This window comes from [Clostridium] aerotolerans DSM 5434 (genome assembly GCF_000687555.1).
GTDB lineage: Bacteria > Bacillota > Clostridia > Lachnospirales > Lachnospiraceae > Lacrimispora > Lacrimispora aerotolerans.
In genome coordinates, this window is record NZ_JHWJ01000001.1 from 326,309 (window position 1) to 349,341 (window position 23,033).

Genomic DNA, 23,033 nt, shown 5'->3' on the forward strand with positions numbered 1-23,033 from the left:
GGATTATGTTTATGTTGTTTCCCGTTCTGCTAAAGAAGCGTGGAATATAATGTGCTGGTATGCCGGCACAATTTCCTGTTCTGACTCCATTTCCCCGATTAATAGCTGAACCGCCTTACTTCCCATTTCCATGGCTGGCATCTCCATGGAGGTCATGGGAGTTTCAAGCATATCACCAATACAATGTCCAGTCAGGCTCATGACTTTGATTTGTTCTGGAAATTGAAGTCCCTCTTTTTTCAGCGCCCGAAGAACGCCAATTCCATGCATATCCACCGCAGCCATAATGGCATCCAGCTGAGGATCTTCTAAAAGCAGCTGAGCGACACCCTCGTAGCCTTCCTTAAAATAATTACGGGATGGGCCGGAAAGCCCCACCACGTTTTCGGTCAGACTGCATTCACTAATTGCATCATGATAGCCTCGATAGCGGTCGCGGTAGGGAATCAGTTTTGAAAAACCGTTAATTAAACCGATATGGCGGCAGCCTTTGGATACCAGATATTTGACTCCATTATAGGCGATCTCATGATAATCAGTTACAACACTGCTCATGGTCTTATCCTGTCGCCGTACCACTTGGACGACCGGTATCCCATTGTCTCTGATATCCCGGATCATGCGGGAATTCTCACCGGTTGAAGCTATGATAATGCCGTCTCCGAACCCATTTCGCAGTCGATTTAAGCACTCCTTTTCAACATTTGGATCATCTGAGGTACAGCAGATCAATGTTTCATAGCCAAACTTACGGGCTTCCAGTTCTATGCCCTGGGTGATCTCCGAAAAAACTGACATGCTGATACTGGGAACCACGACCCCTATGGTGTGTCGTTTCCCCTGGCGAAGGCCTTTGGCCAAAAGATTAGGGTGGTAACTGAGCTGCTTGACTGCAGCATAAACTCTTGCCTTTGTTTCGGGATGCACATAAGAAGAATTATTCAGTGCTCTGGACGCTGTACTGACATCAACACAGGCCAGTTTTGCTACATCCTTTAAAGTGGCCATAAGCGGGCTGGCTCCTTTCTCTTTCAATCAGATATCATAGTAATCAGTTCTTTTATAGTGGAGGGAGGATCTATGTACAGGCTCATATAGCGTGTGCAAACGTTTGTTATCCACGCTTTCATTATAGTGTTTCTCTCTTTTTGTGTCAATATGGGTACAGGGAGGGACACGGGTCTGCATTCGGTTTTTATCCTTCATTTATACCTTTTGATTTAGATGTTTTTCTGCACTTTCATTTATAAAAATACTTAAAAACCTTTATGTTATCTGGCTTTTGTGGGAATTTTTTTTCTCCTTATGAAATGTAATTTTACCAATCTTCATTTTCCGTTACCGTGTCATGTTCTTTGATTTGTGCAAAAAATTGCAGGATACCTCTATAATGTTGACGGTATAAAACTGGCATGATATAAAAGAGTTACACAAGATATACAAACGTTTGTATTAAAACTTGAAGCATATGCGCAATGCTTACATATCAAACAAATGGTCGAATGTAAGGAGAAAATATTATGGCAAAAACTAAAAATTTCAAAACAATTTTCCCAGCTGTTTCTGTTCCGTTAAAAGATGATTATTCTATTGATGAAAAAGAGTTCCGTGCATATCTTCGTTGGCTTAAAACATTTTATGGTAAGGGAATTGAGGGGTTAGTATGTAATGGTCATACTGGTGAAATAACAGGTCTGTCACGTCCAGAACGTAAACGTGTCGTTGAAATCTGCAGCGAAGAGTGCGGTGATGTAATGACAATTATTTCCGGTATTAACTGCGAGAACACCGCAGAGTCCATTGAAATGGCAAAGGAAGCAAAGGAAGCTGGTGCAGATGGAATTCTGTTAATGCCTCCTCATATGTGGCTTCGTTTCGGAATGCATGGGGATGCGCCGTTTGAGTATGTAAAGGATGTAGCAGAAGGCGCTGATATTGATATTATCATTCACTTATATCCAGCTATCAGCAAGGCATTTTATCCGGTAGAAACTTTAATTAAAATGTGCAAAGAAATCGATCACGTAAAATGCATCAAGATGGGAACCCGTGTTACTTCCATTTATGAGCATGATGTACGTCTGCTTCGCCAGGAATGTCCTGATATCTCACTTATCACCTGCCACGATGAAACACTTTGTGTCAGCTGGTTCCCTGGAATGGATGGCGCATTAATCGGCTTTGCAGGCTGCGTTCCTGAGATTATCTGCCCGGCATGGGATGTGTTTAAGAATCCAGACAAACACACATTAAAAGAAGCACAGAACTGGTCCGATCGTATTTATCATATCTCCCAGGCAATCTATGGTGGCGGACAGCCGTCTGGTGAAGCTCATGCACGTTTAAAAGAGGCGCTGGTACAGCGAGGAGTCTTTACTTCCGGACTCATGCGCAAACCGGTATTGCCATTAAATCAAGAGGAAAAGGATTGGATTGCACTGGGTCTTGAGCGCAGTGAGCTTGCAAACGTTGATATGAAGCAGTTTCTGGATTAATCCGGACATTTAAAACAGGAACAATCCCATTTATAAAGGATAGGAAAGAGAGCTGGTTCTGGACATGATCCAAAATCAGCTTTCTTTTATGGTCATGGCGCCTGTTTCGTTTAGATGGCCTGTGCTATTGAATCCGCAATTGATTTGATAGGAAAGGATTTGTAATTTAGTACTATTTAGACATAATTAATATTAAATGCAACATATTGCAGAAACAGTTGTAAATATTGACGGAATTAAGGGGAGTGTTATAAAATGAATCAACAAAAACAAACGATTGCATGCATGCCTTGTTGTTTGATTTTTACAATTTACACAATACGTACATAATAATTATGCTCAAGCGATTAGGAGGGTATTTATGGAAGGTAATTATGCGGGGGATTTAGTAATTACACAAGAGTTCAATGATACGACGGAGGTTGCTGCTGATAATGTATTGGGGTTTGATCCAAAGACCGTTAAACGTCTTCCTCTTGGGGAACTGTTAAAAAAAGTAGGACCGGGGTTTATTTTAGCAGGTATCGTACTCGGGCCGGGATCATTGACAACTTCAGCCATGATCGGTGCTCAATTCGGATACCGTTTGCTTTGGATCATGATTCCTGTTTTATTTATGGGAACTACATTTATGCTGACAACTTATAGACTGTCGATGCTGACTGGGATGCCGTCCATTCATGCGATCCGTCATTATTACGGTAAGACTGCTGCTGGTTTCGTTGGCATTGCTACATTCTTAGCCTGCATGTTTTTTACGATTGGAAACATCTCTGGCATCGGAGCCGGAATGAATCTGATTTTTGGAATCAACTGGAAGCTTGGAGCTGTCATTATCATGGCTGCGGTAATATTCTGCTATTTTTCTAAGAATGTTTATAATAAGATAGAAAAAGGAATTATGGTTGCGCTATGTGCTATGACAATTGCTTTCCTGGTTGTTCTGGTCATGTCTGGCGGGCCTGATACCAGGGAAACTGCCAGAGGACTTGTTCAGTGGAAGTTTCCAGTGGGAAGTCTTCCGGTGATCATTGGATTCATTGGTTCCAGTGCCTCATTAACGACTGGAATTTATGGAACCTATCTCGGCAATGAAAAGAAGTGGAAAAAGCAGGATTTATTCAACGGCGTAATGATGACTGATGCAGCCGCACATATTTTTGGAGTTGTCGTTATCAGTATTGCAATTATCCTGGTCGGAGCCATCGTTATGAATCCCACGGGAGCGACCATTAACGCCCCGGCTGATCTGGCAGCTATGCTGATTCCAGTACTTGGAAATGCAGCTCCGCTTGTTATGGGGATTGCCCTGCTTTCCGCAGCGTTCTCCGCTATTTTAGGAAATACTGCAAGAGGAGTTGTACTGTTTAGTGCAGGTGTGAATCAGCCAACGGCATTGGACGGAAAGAACATTAAAATTGGTTCCATGATTGTTCTTGCCATTGGTACGGCCATTTGTTTCAGCTATGGAAAATCTCCGGTTCAATTGATCTATTTATCCAATGTTGCCACCGGGGTAGCAACACCTGTTGCAGGATTATTTATTACAAGGATGATCTGGAGAAAGGATATTAACCGTGGGATTAAAGAACCAAGGGCATTACAGATCTGTATGACCATCAGTTACATATTCTATTTATTTGTGACCATATATGCATTAGCTGGTGCAGTACCGAAATTTATCCATTCTATGGCAGCGCTGTTCTAAAACGAAATACCTTGTTATCATTAGAATACATCTATAGGTTTTCACCCGCTTAGTATGAGGCTTTGGTATGGCTCATAAGGGAGGATTCTTATAGATGTATTTTATTGCAATAAAAAATGCTGGAAGTGCTCTTTGAAACATCTCCCAACATTCCCATAGAAATTTTAAACTTCCTTGTCTTCCCGGTTGTTTTTTTTATCTCGTTCCTCCGGCTTTAAGACGCGGGCCACCAGCTGCACCACATATAGAAAGACAGGAACAGCAACCGTTGAAAAAATAGCAGCCAACAGCCAGTTCTTTGAATCCGGATGCCGGGAAAATGCAGCGAATAACGCAATGATATACATGGATATGATTAAGATGACTCCGATCATTGCCAGAGGGCGTTTCCATTTCATAGGTAAAGTACCTCGCTTTCTGAACCTGAGTATTGTTTCTATTATATCCCATAAAATGGAAAATGAAAAGAATCCCTTACAGAATCTTAATAAAAAGTTTTGGCTTCTGTCCTGTACTTTTTACCTAAATTATAGTAGAATTTCTATTAAATAACAGGGACAGCTTGGAAGGGGTGTTACAATCCTTGAAGAAAACATGGATAACGGTGTCTGTCTGTATCCTCATAAGCCTGGGTTGTATCACGGTATCTGCCGCAGAGGAAACAGATTCCACACCATTAAGCGGCCAATCCTTGGCACCGGAAACAGAGTGGAACTGGCAAAAGGATTTTGATGGCTGGAAATATATCGATGGCCAGGGAGGCTTTAAAAGGAATACCTGGGAAAGTATAAACGGCAGCTGGTATTATTTTGACAACGATGGTTATATGGCTACGGACTGGCTGAAGATCAAGGGAGTGGAATACTGCTTTGCTGAAACCGGGGAGCAGGAGATTGGCTGGTGCTACAATGAAGATGATGAAAAGTGGCATTATTACGGCATGGATGGGAAGGCGCAAAAAGGCTGGTTTCAGGATGATGACGGAAGCTGGTATTGGTTCTCTACAAAAGGAGAGATGGCTTCTTCCGGCTATAAGAACATATCTGGAAATCGGTACTATTTCTTCGATAACGGGCAGATGGCTGCCAATCAGTATGTAGGACTTGCCTATATGGATGAGAAGGGGGTACGAAACCGGGAGCTGGATATCATTGTAAAGGCGAAGAAAAGCTCTTATTCTCTGCCTGCCGATGTAAAGGAGGCATTTACAGAATCTTCTAAAAACGTTCCAAGACAGTGGGTCAAGAAGTTTGTTGACCAGGGCTGGCAGATTCTTTATTATCCGGATAAGCAGTATTTTGAAGCGCCAATGACAGGAAACGGCATCTATTACGTTGGTCATAAGCTGGATATCAATTATAAAAAGATTAAGATCTGCAACCCGGGCGAGCTTTCCCAGGCATTCGGTGAGTATATCGGTTATGCCTCCGGCTGTTATAAAAGCAACAGCAAATCAGGCACGGATCTTATGATGTATCGTGATCTTTTGGAGGATTTTATTTACATACCGGATTACTATTCCGATGATATGACATTTTATTTTGGTAAGCTGGTAGGAGCCTATGTGGAATCCCCTTACACAAGATCGGAGATGGAAGCGGCAGCCCCGGAGGCAATTGGTATATTAAAAGACATTTTGTATGAGCAGAAAACAGATAAATGAGCGGCTTTGGACGAACCGGGGCCGCTTTTGTCGTATAAAAAAGTAAATTTATAATTGACAAATGGTAGTAGATGGTATATTATCGATATATAGATTTAATGCAATTTAATTTAATAAAATTAAAAAGGAAGTGAAACGATGGCATTATTGACTAAAGCATTGATAGCTGTCATTGCAGCAGAGCATTTGTACATTCTTTGGGTAGAAATGTTTGCATGGACAACAACCGGTAAGCGTATATTTACCTCTATAGACCATACGCTTTTTGAAAAGACAAAGGGTCTTGCGGCAAATCAGGGACTGTATAATGGATTTTTATCTGCCGGCCTTATTTGGTCCTTATTCATTGGGGATCCCATATGGGCGGCGAACATAGCCGTATTTTTCCTGTCATGCGTTGTTATTGCCGGAAGCTACGGTGCTCTGACTTCCTCAAAGTCAATCTTTTTCAAGCAGGCACTGCCGGCACTTTTGGTACTATTAGTAGTTATATTAATCCCGTAATGGGGAAAATAAAGAAATAGGAGAGAGAAAACATGAACGAGACAATCAAATTAATCCAGGACCACAGATCCATAAGAAGCTTTCTTGACAAGGACGTTGACGATGCCGTGATTGATGAAATTTTAAGATCAGCTCAGGCTATGCCAAATTCCATCAATGGGCAGCAGACTTCTGTCATTGTAATAAAAGATAAAGATACCAAGAAAAAAATTGCTGAGTATACAGGAAACCAGACCTGGATTGAGAATGCGCCTGTATTTTTACTGTTTCTTATTGATTTTTACAAGACAAAGTTAGCTGCTGAGAAGAATGGTCTTACTCAGGCGATTCATGAAAGCGTAGAGGGAACCATGGTTGGTACCTTTGATGCAGGACTTCAGATGGGAGCTGCTATTATTTCAGCAGAATCTCTGGGACTTGGAATCGTTCCCATTGGCGGAGTGCGAAAGAACCCGGCAGAGCTGATTGAATTATTAAAGCTTCCGGAGTACACATATCCTGTCGTTGGTCTTGCTTTAGGATATCCGAAGGATCATTCCCATAAGAAACCAAGACTTCCCTTTGATACCTTTAAGCACGAGGAAGTCTATCATACCAGTGGTCTTTTAGAGTCCATGGAACAGTATGATAAGGATATGGAAGACTATTTAAAAGAGATTGGCCGGGAACAGGAAGGAAACTGGAGCAAGTTCACCTCCGGCATTTACCAGAGTATATACTATCCTGAGGTATATCCCACTATGAAGAAACAAAAATTTTTGAATGATAAATAGAACATAAATACAGGCAGCCGAATCTTCGGCTGCCTGATGTTTTATTCCGCCAGTTCCTCCCACTGCTGATATAACGACTCCAGCTGCTTTCCGATGGCATCTTTTTCCTGATTCAGTTCCATAAGCTTTGGTACATCAGTAAAAATTTCTTCTTTTACAAGAAGTTCATCGATTTCCCCATCCCTGGTCTCCAGCTTGTGAATCTCATCCTCAATCTTCTTAAGCTCGTTTTGGCGCTTTCTTAAGCGGGCCTGTTCTTCTTTTTGAGCCTTCCAGTCCAGCTTTGTCTCAGTGGTATCTTCCCTGAGAGCTTCCGCTGTTACAGGGGAAGCGGCATAAAGGCTTGTCATCAGTTCTCTTTTTTCCAGATAATAATCGTAATTACCGATATAGTTTACCATAGTCTGATTGGTTAAATCCAGGATCCTTGTAGCAGTCCGGTTAATGAAATAACGGTCATGGGATACGTAAAGTACGGTTCCTGTATAATTGTTCAGTGCCTCCTCAAGAATCTCCTTTGAGGTAATATCCAGATGGTTGGTAGGCTCATCGAGGATGAGGAAATTGGCCTCAGAAAGCATGAGCTTTGCAAGAGAGACTCGTCCCCGTTCTCCACCGCTTAAGTCCTTGACTCGCTTGTACACATCGTCACCGGTAAATAAGAATGCGGCCAGTATGTTTCTGATCTGGGTATTATTCATGGAAGGATACGTATCCTGAAGCTCATCAAATAGAGTTTTATCCATATGAAGAACCTGGTGCTCCTGGTCATAGTACCCGATATGTACCTTGGAGCCTAATATAATTTCACCCTGGTCTGCGCCCAGAATGCCATTTAACATCTTTAATATAGTGGTTTTTCCTGTGCCGTTGCCGCCGATGATGGCAACCCGTTCTCCACGTTTGATCTCAAAATCCACGTGATCGAACAGGAGGTTCTGATCAAAGGCTTTTTTTAGATTCCGTACGGTCAGAACATCATTTCCGCTGATAATATTGGGTTCCAGCCTGATTTTCATCTCATCATTTACTTCGCTGGGCTTATCCAGGCGTTCTATCTTATCCAGCATCTTTTCCCGGCTTTCTGCCCGACGGATGGATTTTTCCCTGTTAAAGGATTTTAATTTTGTGATTACTTCTTCCTGATGTTTGATTTCCTGCTGCTGATTGAGATAAGCTTTCATCTTTGCTTCCCGGATCATGGCTCTTTTGCCGCTGTAATCCGTATAGTTTCCCTGATAAACACTCATAATGCCATTATCAAGCTCAACGATTTTTGTAACCACCCGGTCTAAGAAGTAACGGTCATGGGCAACGATGATTACGCTCCCGTCGTAGTTGACCAGATAGCCCTCCAGCCAGGCAATGGATTCCATATCCAGATGGTTGGTAGGCTCGTCAAGGAGAATGATATCCGGCTTTGACAGAAGAAGGCGTCCTAAAGCAACACGGGTCTTTTGTCCTCCGGATAAAGCACTGACAGGCTTTTTAAAATCTTCCTCAACAAATCCAAGTCCTTTTAATACACCGGTCACCTCACTTTGATAAGCGTAACCGTTTTGCTGTTCAAATTCATGATTCAGCCGGCTGTAGGAGGATAGCATATCATTAAGCTCATCGCCTGTAAGGTGTTTCATATCCAGTTCCATCTGGCGGATCTTTGCTTCCATCTCAATAATGGGCCGTTTGATTTCAAGGACCTCTTCAAAAACAGTGCGCTCACCGGAAAGGTCCTGGTGCTGGGATAAGTATCCCATGGTTTTCCCTTTGGAGATGACTACCTCTCCCTCGTCGGAAGGCATTTCTCCAATGATGATTTTTAATAGAGTAGATTTCCCAGCGCCGTTGATTCCAACGATTGCTGCTTTTTCATGCTCCTCTATATGAAAGGAAGCGTGCTTTATGACTTCATTGCTTCCAAATGCTTTGCTTATGTTACTGCATGACAAAATCATGTTATAATTTCCTCCCGAATAAGTGTAAGACAATAGGATTAGTATAATATAGGTCTTTTGTTTTTTCAAGGATTCAATAGAAAAACTAGTTTGACATTATTTTGACGTGAAGTTATAATAATGATAGTTTATTCTGAGTAAAAGAAGGTGAAGATGTGGCAGATAAAGAAATTTCAAAAGCAGTGATTGCCAGGCTTCCTAGATATTACCGATATCTTGGAGAGCTGCTGGAAGAAGGAGTGGAACGGATTTCCTCCAATGATTTAAGCATACGAATGAAGGTGACCGCTTCTCAGATCCGTCAGGATTTGAATAACTTCGGTGGGTTCGGTCAACAGGGCTATGGCTATAACGTGAAATATTTATATACGGAGATAGCAAAGATACTGGGAATCGACAGGCAGCATAATCTTGTCATCATTGGCGCAGGAAACTTAGGTCAGGCCATTGCCAATTATGCCAATTTTGAAAAGCGTGGTTTTCTGATTAAAGGAATGTTCGATATCAATCCGCGTCTGATCGGGCTTGTTGTCCGCGGAATTGAAATTCGAAGCGTGGACGATCTGGAAACCTTTGTGAGAGAGAATGACGTCCAGATTGCAGCCCTGACCATACCAAAGACCAAGGCGCCGGAAATTGCAGACCGCCTTGTTCAGGCAGGAATCAAGGCTATCTGGAATTTTGCCCATACAGATTTAACAGTACCTGATGATGTTGTAGTAGAGAATGTACATTTATCAGAAAGTCTTATGCGTCTGTCTTACCGTGTATGCAGCATGCAGGATGGTACTGCTGATTTAGAGGACAGATAATCTGGATAAATAGTGAATGAGCCTGCCGGCAGACAGAGAGGAAGAACTCTTGGCTGCCGGCTGTTTTCTATATGAAAGAAAGGTGAATGCATTTTGAGAAATCTGGTGACTGGAGATCAGATGAAAGAAGTGGATCGCTATACCATAGAAACCATTGGAATCCCTTCTCTGGTTCTTATGGAGCGGGCGGCTTTGGCCGTTGTCAGTGAGATAGAAGCGCTGGTTAATAAGAAAAGCAATATCTGGGTTCTATGCGGCAATGGAAATAATGGAGGAGATGGCATTGCCGTTGCCAGGCTCCTTCATTTAAAAGGATACAAGACCTGGGCAATCCTTGCTGGAACCAGGGAGAATGGAAGCAGGGAATGGCTGGTGCAGCTTGACATAGCCAAAAAGCTTGGAGTCCAATTGGTAAACTGCCCGGAATTTCCCCCTGGAGACTGCGATCTGCTTGTAGATGCTCTGTTTGGCGTTGGTCTTAACAGGGAGGTACTTGGCACCTATAAGGAAATTATGGAAAAGGCCATCGCTTTAAGGCCTGAAATTACGGTAGCAGTGGATATTCCCTCCGGCATACATTCTGACTCAGGGCAGATCATGGGGACAGCGTTACGGGCAGATGTAACGGTCACCTTTGGCTTTGAGAAGCTTGGAACCATGCTGTATCCGGGAAAAGAGTACAGCGGCAGGGTTGTGATAGCGGACATCGGTTTTCCTGATCAAAGTCTTTCCGCCATCAAGCCAAGCTTTTTTACCTTTGAATCAGGGGATACAAAGGAAATTCCTCTGCGTCCGGCCTATTCCAACAAAGGCAGCTTCGGCAAGGTCCTGGTGGTTGCGGGAGGGCGTAATATGAGCGGTGCGGCCTACTTAAGCGCCCTTGCAGCTTACCGGACCGGGGCGGGCCTTGTGAAGATATTTACAATAGAAGAAAACCGTACAATTCTTCAGTCAGGGCTGCCGGAGGCAATTATTGCAACGTATGACCCGGAAGAAGCCGCAGCAGATACGACAGCCTTTAAGGAACTTTTGAAAAAACAGTGTGAGTGGGCCAGTGTCATCGTTCTTGGGCCTGGACTTGGGCGAGAGCCTTATGTGAAGAATCTGGTGGAAGAGGTGCTTACAAACGCCTATGTCCCGATTATCCTGGATGCAGATGGACTGGGTGCCATTGCCGATCATCCGGATCTGACCGGATATTTTACTGAAAATATTATAGTGACTCCCCACCTTGGGGAGATGGCAAGACTGACCGGAAGCTCGGTGGAGGCCATTAAAAAGAATTTAATTGCGGCAGCCAGGGAATACGCAGACCGTTTTGGCATCACCTGCGTTTTAAAGGATGCCGTGACCATAGGCGCGCTAAAGAATCAGAGGACCTATGTAAATTCCTCCGGTAACAGTGCCATGGCAAAAGCAGGATCCGGTGATGTTTTAACAGGGATCATAGCCGGACTTTTAGCTCTTGGGCTTGAGGAATCCGATGGGGCAGCATTAGGGGTCTGGCTTCATGGGCTGGCCGGAGATGCCGTGCGGGAAAAATACGGAAGTTACAGTCTTTTAGCAAGTCAGCTGACAGAAGAAATTTATACAATATTGCAGGAGCAAACGAGGTAACAGGAAGATGAGATTATATGGCAGGGTTTTTGAAACGGTGGATTTGGATGCAGTCAGACACAATATGGAGGCCATGAGAGCAAATCTGACAGAAGGAACGAAGATGATCGGCGTTGTGAAGTCAGATGGTTATGGACATGGATCGGTTCCTGTTGCCATGGCAATCGACCCTTATGTGTGGGGATATGCAGTCGCTACCGTAGAGGAGGGGGTTATTTTAAGAAAGCACGGCATTGAAAAGCCCATTCTGGTGCTTGGTGTCGTTCCTGCTGACGGCTACGACCTTTTGATCCAGTATGGAATCGCATCGGCAGTGTTCCAATATAAAAGAGCCAGCCTTCTTTCAGAAGCAGCTCTGAGGGCAGGAAAAAAAGCCGTCATTCATTTAGTGGTGGATACTGGTATGAGCCGGATCGGACTTCCTGTAACGGAGGAAGCTGCCGATGAGGCGGTGAAGATAAAAAGTCTTTCAGGAATTGAAGTGGAAGGATTATTCACTCATTTTGCAAAGGCAGATGAGACAGATAAGACGGCTACCAACAGGCAGATGGAGGAGTACCGGAGATTTACAGACCTGCTTTTGGAAAGAGGTGTAGAGATTCCTATCCTTCACTGTTCCAACAGTGCCGGTATCCTGGATCTTCCGGCTGCTAATTTCCATGCGGTCCGGGCCGGTATCTCTATTTATGGTCTTTATCCTTCCCATGAGGTTGACAAAGAGACCGTAAAGCTTAGACCTGTCATGGGGTTAAAAAGCGTGGTTACTTACATAAAAACAATCGCACCAGGTACGGCTGTAAGCTATGGAGGCACCTTTGTTGCTGATAAAGAAATGGTGATAGCCACCATACCCGTAGGATATGGGGACGGGTATCCCAGAAACCTTTCCGGTAAAGGTGAGGTACTGATCCGGGGTCAGAGAGCCAGGATTCTTGGAAGGGTGTGCATGGATCAGTTCATGGTGGATGTCACGGACATTGAAGGCGTGGAGGAAGATGACGAAGCTGTTTTGATTGGGAAACAGGGAGAGAATGAGATTACCGTAGAGGACATAGCAGAAGCCTGCGGTGGATTTCATTACGAAATTTTATGTGATATCGGCAAACGGGTCCCCAGAGTCTACATTCAGGGAGGCGAGGTAGCAGGTACCAAGGATTATTTTGATGATATTTATAAAGGGTTTCAAAAGGTGTGATAACAAACTCCATGTCCAAAACATATCATAAGGTATGCAGTGGAAAAACTTAAGTGTATACACGAGTCAAAGAAGGTCAATAATAGACTTAAATAAATTGACGGAGTGTGATAATGTGATAATCAGACGTGGAGACATCTATTATGCCGATTTGAGACCGGTGGTAGGTTCTGAACAAGGCGGTATTCGCCCGGTTCTTATTATACAGAACGACATAGGAAATAAGCACAGCCCAACGGTGATCTGTGCAGCGATTACTTCCAGAATGAACAAGGCTAAGCTCCCCACCCATGTGGAGCTCGATACAAAAAAATGCGACATGATTAAAGATTCGGTAATTCTTTTAGAGCAGCTGCGTACCATTGATAAGCAGAGGCTGAAAGAGAAGATTTGCCATATCGATGAAGAACTTCAGCAGGAAGTGGACTGTGCATTGAGGGTCAGCCTGGAACTGGGTACATAGTTCATTATTGACGGAATGCTGATAAAATGGTATATTTTTATTTAGTTGCATGAAAAATACGAATGATAATGAACAAAAGGAGTCGATAGTTAGAATGGACGATGGCAATCCGCTTATACGCGTGATTATTTTTATTGCTTTTATCGTATTAGACGCAATATTTTATGGTTTTGGAGCAGCAATCCAAAATGTGAATTCAAGCGAACTGGAGCACCAGATGGAGAATGGGAGTGAAAAGGCCAGGAAGCTGTTACATATTGTTAACAGACCTACGCCTTTCGTAAATACCATTCAGATTACTACTAATTTAATCGGTATGATTACCGGAGCCTTTGTACTGGAAGAGCTGGGAGCCAACTTAGGGAATATTTTAATTGGAAATCATGCATTTCCTGGAAAGTGGATCTCTCTTTTAAGTCTTTTTGTAGTGGCATTGGCACTGATTGTGCTGCTCATCAGCTTTGGTATTATTATACCAAAACGCTGTGCAGCGAAGAATCCAGAGAAGTGGGGATTTGCACTTTTGCCGGTCGTAAGCATTCTTATGATTCCGGTGAGGCCAGTAGCCTGGCTTGCAAACCTGGTAGCATTTTTTGTCTTGAAACTGCTTGGAATCGGTATGGCAACAGATAATGAGAACGTTACAGAAGAGGACATCATGTCTATGGTTAACGAGGGTCATGAGCAAGGCGTGTTAGAGGCCAGGGAAGCGGAGATGATTACCAACATCTTTGAGCTGAACGACAAAGAGGCCGGCGATATCATGACTCATAGAAAAAGCCTTGTGGCTTTGGATGGAGATATGCCCCTTCGGGAAGCAGTTGATTTTATTCTCAAGGAAGGGCTTAATTCCCGTTATCCCATCTACAGAAAAGATGTGGATGACATCATTGGTATCCTTCATATGAAAGATGCCCTTATTGCCGTGGAGCACAGAAAGAATGTGTCCCGGAAGTTGTGGGAGATAGAAGGTCTTTTGCGGGAGGCTGTCTTTATTCCGGAAACCAGAAATATCAACGAACTGTTTAAAGAGATGCAGTCCGAGAAAATTCATATGGTAATCGTGGTAGATGAGTATGGCCAGACGGCAGGTATCGTTACCATGGAAGATATTCTGGAAGAAATCGTAGGTAATATTTTAGATGAATACGATCTGGATGAGGAGTATATTATTCCTTCCGAGGATGGTTCCTATGTCATGAATGGCATGACGCTTTTGGAAGATGTGGAAAAGGCATTGGATATTGAATTTGAGGAAGAGGATTTTGATTCCTACGATACCATAAGCGGCCTTTTGATTTCAAAGCTGGACCGAATCCCTCAGGAGGGAGAACAGACGGAGGTATCGATTCTTGGATACCGGTTTAAGATTCTCCAGGTAAAAAATAAAATCATTCAGTCAATTCTGGTCCGGAAGGAAGAAACCGATGAGCCTAAGGGAGAAGTGGATTCATTAAATAAGATGGAAACAGAGAAGGATCATTCCGAAGCTCTGTCTTAATATTTGCACAGTCTCTAAAGTATTCCTGCTGTTATGCAGGGGTTCTTTAGAGACTGTGTATTATTTTTTCTTGCCAGATGAAATAATAAGTGCTAAAATAGAAAAGATGTATTTTCTGAAAATAAAGGACGAAATAGAGAAAGAAAAGGAGTGCTTTAAACAATGTCAGGACATTCAAAGTTCGCAAATATCAAACACAAAAAAGAGAGAAACGATTCTGCAAAAGGTAAGATCTTTACTGTCATCGGAAGAGAGATTGCAGTTGCAGTAAAAGAAGGCGGACCAGACCCTGCAAACAATAGTAGGCTCCGTGACGTGATTGCAAAGGCCAAGGCAAACAATATGCCTAATGATACCATTGACCGCGGAATCAAAAAAGCGGCTGGTGAGGCTGGTACTGTCAACTATGAAACCATTACATACGAAGGTTACGGCCCCAATGGAGTCGCAATTATCGTAGATACATTGACAGACAATAAAAACCGTACGGCGGCAAATGTAAAGAATGCATTTACTAAGGGCGGCGGTAATGTAGGAACACCTGGTTGTGTTTCTTTTATGTTTGATAAAAAAGGTCAGATTATTATAGATAAAGAAGAGTGTGACATGGATCCGGATGAGCTTATGATGATCGCTCTGGATGCTGGCGCCGAAGACTTTTCTGAGGAAGAGGACAGCTTTGAAGTAGTAACGGCTCCAGAAGAGTTCAGTGCGGTAAGAGAAGCGCTGGAGGCAGCGAAAATTCCTATGGTCGAAGCAGATATCACCATGATTCCTCAGACCTGGGCTGAGCTTACCGATGAAGATTCCATTAAGAAGATGAACCGGATTTTAGACCTTCTTGATGTAGAAGATGATGTGCAGGCGACCTATCATAACTGGGACGAATAAAGAAGAATAAAAAGAGCGGGAAAACCTTTGTTTTCCCGCTCTTTCTTAAATGGCACCAGTTAACTTACTTACAGAAGTGTTTATGGATCCAACCAGCTCATGAATTCTCTGGTAGACACCTCCCGAATTTTTTGAGATTTCACCAAACTCTCTTGCGACCACCGCAAACCCCACTCCAGCATCCCCGGCTCTTGCGGCTTCGATGGAGGCGTTTATGGAAAGTATATTTTCCATGGAGGCGACCTTTTGTAAATCCCGGGTTTTTTCTGTGACTTCATCCAATGATTTCTGAATATGTTCAATTTCCACATCGAGAATATCGTTTCTTTTTTGTGTCGCCGTTTTCATGTATTCTAAGTTGACCAGCTGATTGACCACATTGCCAAGCATCTCTGCAGATGCACGAATCATGGATTCCGAACGAACCGGAACCTTTTTTAAAGCAGCCAGGTAATCGTTTTCCGGTATGCCAAGCTCTCTGGCAATATCCCGGAATTTGTTTTCATCTGGTACACCTGGTAAAACCTGTCCCCCGATAATGGCTCCAACTTTCTCTCCTTGAACGATAATATCTGTGGAAAAATCCATCAGCCCTGCATGGCAGTAATAAGTACCGTTCCCTTCGGCGTCACATTTCTGACACCGCTTTGCTCCTTCTTCATTCTTTCTGGTATGCTTCATGCAAAAATCTGTGAAATTACTTCCCTTGGTTAAGTATTTGCCTTCTCCATCCACTGCGATGGCTGCCAGACCCGTGGCCTCGGAAAACTGATCCTGGATTTTTTGAAGCACATTAAGATCAATAAATTTTCTTAAGTCTATCATATGTATTCCCCGCCTTCTCCCATAAGAATTGGAAACGATTGTAAATATTATTATATAATATTAGTAGAGCAAATACAAGTAAGGAAGATGGAATATAGCTTGTAAAAACCCATGGCACAAGGCAAAAGATTGTGCTGCAATCGACCGTGTCAAAAATGTTAAAAAGAAGAAAAAGAGGCATAAGACCATGGACAGTGACCGGTTGTACCGGGTAAAAAAAGAAGATGTGGACAAATTAAAGGAACTGCTGACGGAATGCTTTGGATCGGATCCTCTCTATAGCAGGCTTATACCGGATAAAGAGACAAGGGACCGCTTGCTGCCGGAGCTGTTCGCTTGCGATATGGAAGAATTTCTTCTTACCTGTGAGATTTATGCGGACAGCGAAGAAATTCACGGCATTATCGTAGTGGAGGATGAATCAGAATCCTTTCATTCCTTAAAGCGTTATGTTTCGGAGGCCATGGCATATGTAAAGACAAAAGGGTATCTGATCAAGGAGGATCCATCTCTTAAGACCTTGTGGAATTTCTTCCAGTTCAGGGATTATTTAAACTCCAAATGGACAGAAAAGCTCCATACTCAAAACCGGCTGCATATCATATATCTTGCGGTGAGACCTGCCATGCAGCGTCATGGCATCTCAGCCTTTTTGTTAAAGGAAACGATGGAATATGCGGATAAGAACGGGCTCATAATCACCCTGGAAACCCATAAAGAGGGGAATGTATCTTTTTATCAGCATTTTGGCTTTGAACTATACGAAGTTGTTGAAAAGCAATTTGACTTAAAACAGTATTGCCTGATTCGTAATCATAAATGAGTTTAATATACATAATAGGACAGGCTTTCAGTGATCTGAAATCCTGCTTTTTTATAGAGTGAAATAGCTGGCTTGTTGAGGCCGGAAACCTGGAGAAACAGCTTTTTAAACCGTCTTGCATTGGGATGGGCAAAATACGTATCTAAAAAAAGGGAAAGACAGGCACTTCCCAGTCCCTGGTTTCTGTAAGGTTCTGAAATTTCAAAACCATAAAAATAAGCTCCATGTTCCAGAGAGTCGAGACAGCAGGATCCCACCTGCTCTCCATCAAGCAAAAAGACGCACTGAATCGGGGTCTCTTCCGGAGAAGAGGCGATGGAGAGGGATAGGGCATCAAAAGAAGGCCCCTCCTTTAGACGGCTTGTCTTTATGGATTGGGTCAGCGGTAGCTCCATGATGTGCTCCTGATACCAAAAGGAAGCATCCATGGCACGTAATGCGTGGATGGTATCCTTACAGGATTCATCTACGGGAAATATAAGATCACTGTCTCCTGTTTCATCTAAAAGCGTTTCGATCAGCCTGGTAAAATATCCTTTTTGTCTGTGCCCGGGGTGAGTGAATCCACTGCATTCATAATCCATATTTTCGGTAAAAAATGCACAGAGGACGGATAAGAGGGTTTCTTCGTCGTATAATAAGAAGTAAATACAATCTTCTTCCGTTGGAAGTGTCAGAGAAATATGATCATGACTTTTGCAAACTTCCTGAAGCGTGATTGCATCATTTTTTTGTGTTTGACTTGGGGCATTGGTGCGGATTACATTCATATCATGGCTCCTGATTTGTTTTCCTATAGTATAATACAAAAAAACATGAAAATTCAATGAAATATTTCCATATTTCCAGTTGTTTCTTTGAAATATGGGTGATAGAATAAACACAAGTAAAGCAGTTGGAGGGATATCATTGAAAAAGAGAGATGAAATACCGGTAAGCGACACCTGGAACCTGGCGGATATATTGCCGTCTGAAGCAGCCTGGGAGGATTTATTCCGTGAAACAGAGCAGGCAATTGCAGGTTATAAAAGATATGAAGGACATCTTGCAGAGTCCGGCGAGATGCTTTTTTCCTGTCTGAAATTTGACGAGGAGGTATCCTTAAAGATAGAGACTCTGTTCGTATATGGAAAACAGAAGTCAGATGAAGATACAGGGAATGCAAGATATCAGGAATTTGCAGCAAAAGCAAGAGCCTTATCCTATCAGGCGGCAAGTCTTTCTGCTTTTTTAGTGCCTGAGATATTGACAATTCCAGAAAATACTCTTTCGGAATATCAGGAGAAATTACCGGAGCTAAAGCGTTATAAAAGAACCCTTGAAATTATCATGAAAAAGAAGGAGCATACCTTATCTGCTGCAGAAGAGGCCCTTCTTGCCAAATCCCTGGAAGCGACATCAGGGGCATCTGATATTTTCAATATGTTCAATAATGCAGATGCCAAATTCCCTGAGATTCTTGATGAGAACCAGGAGCCGGTTAAAATTACCCATGGCAACTATATCGCCCTTATGGAAAAGCAGGACAGAAGAGTGCGAAAGTCAGCATTTGAAGCGCTATATAGCATCTACAAGCAGTTTGGAAACACGCTGGCGTCTACCTTTTTTTCCAATGTAAAACAGGCAGCTTTCTATGCATCAGCAAGAAATTACACATCGTCAAGGGCACACTCCTTATCCGAGAACGAAATACCGGAAGAAGTCTATGACAATCTGATAAAGGCTGTCCGGGAAGGGATTTCTTATCTTCATGAGTACGTATCCATCCGTAAGGAAGCTCTGGGAGTAGATGAGCTTCATATGTACGATTTATATGTGCCAATGGTATCTTTGGAAGAAAAGAAAATATCCTTTGACGAAGCGAAAACCATGGTTCTTGAGGGATTAAAGCCTTTGGGAGAGGAATATCTGGCTCTTTTAAAGGAAGGCTTTGATAACCGATGGATCGATGTGTATGAGAATGAAGGAAAGAGAAGCGGAGCTTATTCCTGGGGAGTTTACGGAATCCATCCTTACGTTCTCCTTAATTTTAATGGAACCTTAGACAGCGTATTTACCCTGGCTCATGAGATGGGGCATGCACTTCATAGCTGGTTTTCGGATAAAAATCAGTCCTATGTGGATGCAGGCTATAAAATATTTGTTGCAGAGGTAGCTTCCACCTGTAATGAAGCGCTCTTAATCCGCCACCTTTTAGATACAACGAAAGATAAGAGTGAGCGTGCTTATCTGGTAAATCATTTTATGGATAGCTTCCGTGGAACACTTTACCGTCAGGCAATGTTTGCGGAGTTTGAGGCTGAGACTCACCGCCTGGTAAAAGAGGGGCAGATACTGACGGCGGATCTTCTTGGTCAGACATACCATAAGCTCAATGAATTTTATTTTGGTCCGGATATGGTGGTTGATCCGGAGATTGATTTCGAGTGGTCCAGAATTCCTCATTTCTATACACCATTTTATGTATATCAGTATGCAACAGGCTTTTCTGCTGCTGTAGCTATCAGCAGCAAGATCCTTTCCGGGGATCAGGAAGTGATTGAGGGTTATTTTAAATTTTTAAGCGGCGGAAATTCCATGACTCCCATTGATTTATTAAAGCTTTGCGGAGTGGATATGTCCACAGCAGAGCCGGTAAAGGATGCGCTTTTGGTATTTGCCGGGCTATTAAAAGAAATGAGAGGGCTGATTTAGGTCCAATTGCTGGTTGGGAAAGAGGGGAGCAGGTATGAATCTTTATCAGATGATATTTAAAAGAAGATCCATCAGAAAATTTAAAAAGGAACAGATCCCGGAACAGCTTTTAAAGGATATTCTTTATTTCGGGAGCTGTGTATTGAAGCTTCATGCGGACATTTCAGTGAAAATGGAAATATGTGACAACTTAGATGGCCATCTTCCAGTGAAAGGCTTATGGAAAGTAGAGGCTCCCTATTATCTGGTATTTTATTCCGAGGAAAAAGAAGGGTATCTGACAAACGCAGGATATATCCTGGAGCCGATTCTCTTATATATGACAGGGAAGGGCATTGGATCCTGCTATCTGGGGAATACCAGAATCACTGGTCATGAGATGGAAGGGGTTAAGCAGGTCGTCGCAATAGCTTTTGGCTATCCCAAAACACTTCTGTACCGGGATCCGGCTACGGCAAAGCGCTTGCCGTTAAAGGAGCTGTGCGTATTTAAAGAAGAAATCGGAGAGCCGATGAAAAATATATTAAAAGCTGCAAGGCTGTCTCCGTCGGCTATGAATAACCAGCCCTGGCGGTTTATTGTATACCACGACAGGATTTATATCTTTGCCTGCAGAGAATTTCTGCCTTCTGCCCCCTTAGTTTCCATGCGTGATATCAGTATTGGGATTATGTTGTCCCATCTAACCATAGCCGCGGAAGAGATGTGGATGAACATCAAGCTGGAAGCAGAAGAAACAATGCTTAAAAAGTCCTTTAAAAGCGGGACTTATGTTACGACTGCGTACGTCAAAGAATTCAACTGCTGATCACATGTTATTTCATATAAAAAGGAGAAGGGCCAATGGTATGGTCCTTCTCCTTTTTCATGCCTATTCAATTGGAATATAACGGTTTTCTTCAATTTCCTTGGGAGCTTCCTTGGGAAGCATAAGCTTTAAGATTCCGTTTTCAAACGATGCCTTAATATCTTCCTGTCTGATTCTGGTTCCTACGTAAAAGCTTCTCTTTAAAGAACTGTGATACCGCTCTCTGCGGATATAGTTCTTTTCTTCATCGGAGTTATTTTCTGAACTGTTTTCAGCGAGGATGGTGAGATACCCATCTTTTAGCTCTGCCTTTACCATATCCTTCTGAAAGCCAGGCAGTTCCATATCTATAACATAGTGGTCACCGCTGTCTTCAATATCGGTTTTCATTAAGGGTTGCTTGTTTAAATATGAATCTGTAAAAAACGGATCATTGAAAAAATCATCAAATAAATTGTTTCTTCTGGATAATAACATATCAGTTCCTCCTTTTTATTCGATAGATGCAGCACCGTTCATTGGTGTTCTATATGTGTTATACATGTAATATAACACATATTATTAGCACTGTCAATAGGTGAGTGCTAATATTTTTCGTCGAAACTACGTTGCTAGTATGAATAGAAAATGATAAAATAACCATGTTTGAAATATTTTAAAGTGAGGAATGGGATCCATGAAACGGGAAGTTGACTTAAATGAGATTTCCGATGGGAAATTATATGGCATAAATGATATGGTAAAGGCGGACTGTAAGGATTGCAGGGGCTGTTCTGACTGCTGTCAGGGGATGGGACAATCTGTTACCCTGGATCCTCTTGACTGTTACCGTTTGTGTGAAAATCTGTCCTGCACCATGGAAGCATTGCTTCAGGATAAGCTTGAATTAAATGTAGTGGATGGAATCGTACTTCCCAATCTAAAAATGGCAGGTGAGGCTGAACGGTGCAGTTTCCTAAATCATCGGGGAAGATGCAGCATCCATAGCTTCCGCCCCGGAATCTGCCGTCTGTTTCCTTTGGGAAGGGTTTACGGGGAACAGGAAATGAAGTATTTTCTTCAATTACATGAATGCAGAATGGAAGAACGGACAAAGGTAAAGGTGAAAAAATGGCTGGATACATCTGATGTGAAACAGTATGAAGCCTTTGTGCTAAAATGGTATCATTATTTGAAAAATCTAGAAAAACGCATCAAAACAGAAAATGACCCTTCCTTTGCCAATCAGGTCAGCATGTACGTGTTAAAAAACTTTTATTTGGTACCCTATGAAATGGAACAGGATTTTTACAGTCAGTTTGAAAGAAGGCTTGAAGCGAGTACCTTCTTATGATAGAATTGGTAAGAATAGAGAATAATAAGAATAAATGGAACCCAGGAGGAGACAATGATCAGGCAATTAATTGAAAAAATCCAGAAGACAAAGGCACCGATCTGTGTAGGACTTGACCCCATGCTTGACTATATACCAGAACATGTCCTAAGCAAGGCATTGGAAGAGTTTGGTGAGACTCTGGAAGGTGCTGCAGAAGCAATCTGGCAGTATAATAAAGAAATTATAGATCATGTATACGATTTAATCCCCTCCGTAAAGCCTCAGATCGCCATGTATGAACAGTTTGGCATTGAAGGATTGCAGGCTTATGTAAAAACAGTAAACTATTGTCAGGAAAAAGGCCTTCTTGTGATTGGCGATGCAAAACGAGGCGATATCGGTTCTACTTCATCTGCGTATGCTACCGCTCATATTGGTAAAGTAAAGGTAGGAAGCAATCGTCTCACCGCATTTGGGACAGATTTTCTTACCATCAATCCCTATCTGGGAACGGATGGCGTGAAACCCTTTGTGGACGTATGTAAGGAAGAGGATAAGGGACTGTTTGTTCTTGTTAAGACCTCCAATCCCTCCAGCGGAGAATTTCAGGATCGGCTGATTGATGGACGTCCTTTGTACGAGCTGGTAGCCGAAAAGGTAGTAGAATGGGGAGCCCAGTCCATGGACGGAACCTACAGCAACGTAGGTGCAGTGGTAGGAGCTACTTATCCAGAGATGAGCAGAATTCTCCGTAAGCTTATGCCAAATACCTATTTCCTGGTACCAGGTTATGGTGCTCAGGGAGGAACGGCTGAAGATTTAAAGCCCTGTTTTAATGAAGATGGATTAGGCGCTGTGGTAAACTCCTCCAGAGGAATCATTGCTGCATATAAGCAGGATAAATATAAGAAATATGGTGCAGAGCACTTTGGTGAGGCCTCAAGACAGGCAGTCATCGATATGGTAACAGACATCAACCGGGTATTATAGG

22 protein-coding genes are annotated in these 23,033 nt (G+C 42.7%); 16 read left to right on the forward strand and 6 right to left on the reverse strand.

All coding sequences use genetic code 11. The features are described from left to right. Positions 1 to 9: 9 nt before the first annotated feature. Entirely contained in the window at positions 10 to 1,008 is a 999-nt protein-coding gene (locus tag T546_RS0101550; RefSeq protein WP_026890106.1) for a LacI family DNA-binding transcriptional regulator, read from the reverse strand. Positions 1,009 to 1,520: 512 nt separating this feature from the next. Here T546_RS0101550 and T546_RS0101555 point away from each other — a divergent pair. Both T546_RS0101555 and T546_RS0101560 read left to right on the forward strand, forming a co-directional pair. Next, a complete protein-coding gene (locus tag T546_RS0101555; protein ID WP_026890107.1) occupies positions 1,521 to 2,495 on the forward strand; it encodes a dihydrodipicolinate synthase family protein in 975 nt (324 codons plus the stop codon). Positions 2,496 to 2,856: 361 nt separating this feature from the next. Then, complete coding sequence (locus T546_RS0101560) at positions 2,857 to 4,203, forward strand: Nramp family divalent metal transporter (protein ID WP_156951273.1); 1,347 nt, start codon at positions 2,857 to 2,859, stop codon at positions 4,201 to 4,203. 164 nt (positions 4,204 to 4,367) lie between these two features. Here T546_RS0101560 and T546_RS0101565 read toward each other — a convergent pair whose 3' ends face one another. Next, on the reverse strand, positions 4,368 to 4,601 hold the full coding sequence (locus tag T546_RS0101565; protein WP_026890109.1) for a hypothetical protein: 234 nt from the start codon (positions 4,599 to 4,601) through the stop codon (positions 4,368 to 4,370). A 185-nt stretch (positions 4,602 to 4,786) separates the two neighbouring features. On the opposite strand from T546_RS0101565, the gene T546_RS0101570 reads away from it, so the two are divergent. From T546_RS0101570 to T546_RS0101580, 3 genes are all read left to right on the forward strand, one after another. Continuing rightward, positions 4,787 to 5,866, forward strand: coding sequence for an N-acetylmuramoyl-L-alanine amidase family protein (locus T546_RS0101570; protein WP_026890110.1), 1,080 nt, complete (start codon positions 4,787 to 4,789; stop codon positions 5,864 to 5,866). Between the two features lie 138 nt (positions 5,867 to 6,004). After that, entirely contained in the window at positions 6,005 to 6,370 is a 366-nt protein-coding gene (locus T546_RS0101575; protein ID WP_026890111.1) for a DUF1304 domain-containing protein, read from the forward strand. Positions 6,371 to 6,402: 32 nt separating this feature from the next. Next, positions 6,403 to 7,143, forward strand: a complete 741-nt coding sequence (locus tag T546_RS0101580; RefSeq protein ID WP_026890112.1) for an NADPH-dependent oxidoreductase — start codon at positions 6,403 to 6,405, stop codon at positions 7,141 to 7,143. A gap of 41 nt (positions 7,144 to 7,184) precedes the next feature. Here T546_RS0101580 and abc-f read toward each other — a convergent pair whose 3' ends face one another. Beyond that, positions 7,185 to 9,098 (reverse strand): ribosomal protection-like ABC-F family protein, encoded by a 1,914-nt coding sequence (gene abc-f / locus T546_RS0101585; RefSeq protein ID WP_026890113.1) that lies wholly within the window; start codon positions 9,096 to 9,098, stop codon positions 7,185 to 7,187. 155 nt (positions 9,099 to 9,253) lie between these two features. Between abc-f and T546_RS0101590 the strand changes: the two genes are divergently transcribed. The 6 genes from T546_RS0101590 to T546_RS0101620 all read left to right on the forward strand — a co-directional run bounded on the left by T546_RS0101590 (position 9,254) and on the right by T546_RS0101620 (position 15,577). Next, on the forward strand, positions 9,254 to 9,910 hold the full coding sequence (locus tag T546_RS0101590) for a redox-sensing transcriptional repressor Rex (protein WP_024835359.1): 657 nt from the start codon (positions 9,254 to 9,256) through the stop codon (positions 9,908 to 9,910). A 93-nt stretch (positions 9,911 to 10,003) separates the two neighbouring features. Beyond that, positions 10,004 to 11,527: a bifunctional ADP-dependent NAD(P)H-hydrate dehydratase/NAD(P)H-hydrate epimerase gene (locus T546_RS0101600; protein ID WP_026890114.1), complete on the forward strand. Its 1,524-nt coding sequence runs from the start codon at positions 10,004 to 10,006 to the stop codon at positions 11,525 to 11,527. 7 nt (positions 11,528 to 11,534) lie between these two features. Next, positions 11,535 to 12,722, forward strand: a complete 1,188-nt coding sequence (gene alr / locus T546_RS0101605; protein WP_026890115.1) for an alanine racemase — start codon at positions 11,535 to 11,537, stop codon at positions 12,720 to 12,722. Between the two features lie 115 nt (positions 12,723 to 12,837). Continuing rightward, positions 12,838 to 13,185 carry a type II toxin-antitoxin system PemK/MazF family toxin gene (locus T546_RS0101610; protein WP_024835362.1) on the forward strand — a complete coding sequence of 116 codons (348 nt, stop codon included), beginning with the start codon at positions 12,838 to 12,840 and terminating at the stop codon, positions 13,183 to 13,185. Positions 13,186 to 13,279: 94 nt separating this feature from the next. Further along, on the forward strand, positions 13,280 to 14,686 hold the full coding sequence (locus T546_RS22595) for a hemolysin family protein (RefSeq protein WP_034597434.1): 1,407 nt from the start codon (positions 13,280 to 13,282) through the stop codon (positions 14,684 to 14,686). Positions 14,687 to 14,848: 162 nt separating this feature from the next. Further along, positions 14,849 to 15,577 (forward strand): YebC/PmpR family DNA-binding transcriptional regulator, encoded by a 729-nt coding sequence (locus T546_RS0101620; protein WP_026890116.1) that lies wholly within the window; start codon positions 14,849 to 14,851, stop codon positions 15,575 to 15,577. Positions 15,578 to 15,622: 45 nt separating this feature from the next. Here the strand turns inward: T546_RS0101620 and T546_RS26085 are convergent, their stop codons facing one another. Beyond that, a complete protein-coding gene (locus T546_RS26085; protein ID WP_084326063.1) occupies positions 15,623 to 16,402 on the reverse strand; it encodes a PocR ligand-binding domain-containing protein in 780 nt (259 codons plus the stop codon). 187 nt (positions 16,403 to 16,589) lie between these two features. Between T546_RS26085 and T546_RS0101630 the strand changes: the two genes are divergently transcribed. Beyond that, positions 16,590 to 17,225 carry a GNAT family N-acetyltransferase gene (locus T546_RS0101630; RefSeq protein WP_026890118.1) on the forward strand — a complete coding sequence of 212 codons (636 nt, stop codon included), beginning with the start codon at positions 16,590 to 16,592 and terminating at the stop codon, positions 17,223 to 17,225. A 2-nt stretch (positions 17,226 to 17,227) separates the two neighbouring features. Here T546_RS0101630 and T546_RS0101635 read toward each other — a convergent pair whose 3' ends face one another. After that, positions 17,228 to 17,995 (reverse strand): GNAT family N-acetyltransferase, encoded by a 768-nt coding sequence (locus T546_RS0101635; protein ID WP_026890119.1) that lies wholly within the window; start codon positions 17,993 to 17,995, stop codon positions 17,228 to 17,230. A gap of 139 nt (positions 17,996 to 18,134) precedes the next feature. Here T546_RS0101635 and pepF point away from each other — a divergent pair, with 139 nt between their 5' ends. Together pepF and T546_RS0101645 are read left to right on the forward strand one after the other, a co-directional pair. After that, positions 18,135 to 19,919: an oligoendopeptidase F gene (gene pepF / locus T546_RS0101640; RefSeq protein ID WP_026890120.1), complete on the forward strand. Its 1,785-nt coding sequence runs from the start codon at positions 18,135 to 18,137 to the stop codon at positions 19,917 to 19,919. A 34-nt stretch (positions 19,920 to 19,953) separates the two neighbouring features. Next, on the forward strand, positions 19,954 to 20,727 hold the full coding sequence (locus T546_RS0101645; RefSeq protein WP_026890121.1) for a nitroreductase family protein: 774 nt from the start codon (positions 19,954 to 19,956) through the stop codon (positions 20,725 to 20,727). Between the two features lie 63 nt (positions 20,728 to 20,790). On the opposite strand, the gene T546_RS0101650 is transcribed toward T546_RS0101645, so the two are convergent. Next, positions 20,791 to 21,204: an Hsp20/alpha crystallin family protein gene (locus tag T546_RS0101650; RefSeq protein ID WP_026890122.1), complete on the reverse strand. Its 414-nt coding sequence runs from the start codon at positions 21,202 to 21,204 to the stop codon at positions 20,791 to 20,793. 199 nt (positions 21,205 to 21,403) lie between these two features. On the opposite strand from T546_RS0101650, the gene T546_RS0101655 reads away from it, so the two are divergent. Both T546_RS0101655 and pyrF read left to right on the forward strand, forming a co-directional pair. Further along, positions 21,404 to 22,060, forward strand: a complete 657-nt coding sequence (locus T546_RS0101655; protein ID WP_026890123.1) for a YkgJ family cysteine cluster protein — start codon at positions 21,404 to 21,406, stop codon at positions 22,058 to 22,060. 54 nt (positions 22,061 to 22,114) lie between these two features. Beyond that, positions 22,115 to 23,032: an orotidine-5'-phosphate decarboxylase gene (pyrF, locus tag T546_RS0101660; protein WP_026890124.1), complete on the forward strand. Its 918-nt coding sequence runs from the start codon at positions 22,115 to 22,117 to the stop codon at positions 23,030 to 23,032. The last annotated feature ends 1 nt before the right edge of the window (position 23,033 follow it).

Coding starts and splice junctions, on each gene's coding strand:
- T546_RS0101655 (WP_026890123.1), top strand. CDS start 21,404: ATGAAACGGGAAGTTGACTTAAATGAGATTTCCGATGGGAAATTATAT.
- T546_RS0101620 (WP_026890116.1), top strand. CDS start 14,849: ATGTCAGGACATTCAAAGTTCGCAAATATCAAACACAAAAAAGAGAGA.
- T546_RS0101580 (WP_026890112.1), top strand. CDS start 6,403: ATGAACGAGACAATCAAATTAATCCAGGACCACAGATCCATAAGAAGC.
- pyrF (WP_026890124.1), top strand. CDS start 22,115: ATGATCAGGCAATTAATTGAAAAAATCCAGAAGACAAAGGCACCGATC.
- T546_RS26085 (WP_084326063.1), bottom strand. CDS start 16,402: ATGATAGACTTAAGAAAATTTATTGATCTTAATGTGCTTCAAAAAATC.
- T546_RS0101630 (WP_026890118.1), top strand. CDS start 16,590: ATGGACAGTGACCGGTTGTACCGGGTAAAAAAAGAAGATGTGGACAAA.
- T546_RS22595 (WP_034597434.1), top strand. CDS start 13,280: ATGGACGATGGCAATCCGCTTATACGCGTGATTATTTTTATTGCTTTT.
- T546_RS0101565 (WP_026890109.1), bottom strand. CDS start 4,601: ATGAAATGGAAACGCCCTCTGGCAATGATCGGAGTCATCTTAATCATA.
- T546_RS0101555 (WP_026890107.1), top strand. CDS start 1,521: ATGGCAAAAACTAAAAATTTCAAAACAATTTTCCCAGCTGTTTCTGTT.
- T546_RS0101635 (WP_026890119.1), bottom strand. CDS start 17,995: ATGAATGTAATCCGCACCAATGCCCCAAGTCAAACACAAAAAAATGAT.
- alr (WP_026890115.1), top strand. CDS start 11,535: ATGAGATTATATGGCAGGGTTTTTGAAACGGTGGATTTGGATGCAGTC.
- T546_RS0101560 (WP_156951273.1), top strand. CDS start 2,857: ATGGAAGGTAATTATGCGGGGGATTTAGTAATTACACAAGAGTTCAAT.
- abc-f (WP_026890113.1), bottom strand. CDS start 9,098: ATGATTTTGTCATGCAGTAACATAAGCAAAGCATTTGGAAGCAATGAA.
- T546_RS0101550 (WP_026890106.1), bottom strand. CDS start 1,008: ATGGCCACTTTAAAGGATGTAGCAAAACTGGCCTGTGTTGATGTCAGT.
- T546_RS0101645 (WP_026890121.1), top strand. CDS start 19,954: ATGAATCTTTATCAGATGATATTTAAAAGAAGATCCATCAGAAAATTT.
- T546_RS0101575 (WP_026890111.1), top strand. CDS start 6,005: ATGGCATTATTGACTAAAGCATTGATAGCTGTCATTGCAGCAGAGCAT.
- T546_RS0101650 (WP_026890122.1), bottom strand. CDS start 21,204: ATGTTATTATCCAGAAGAAACAATTTATTTGATGATTTTTTCAATGAT.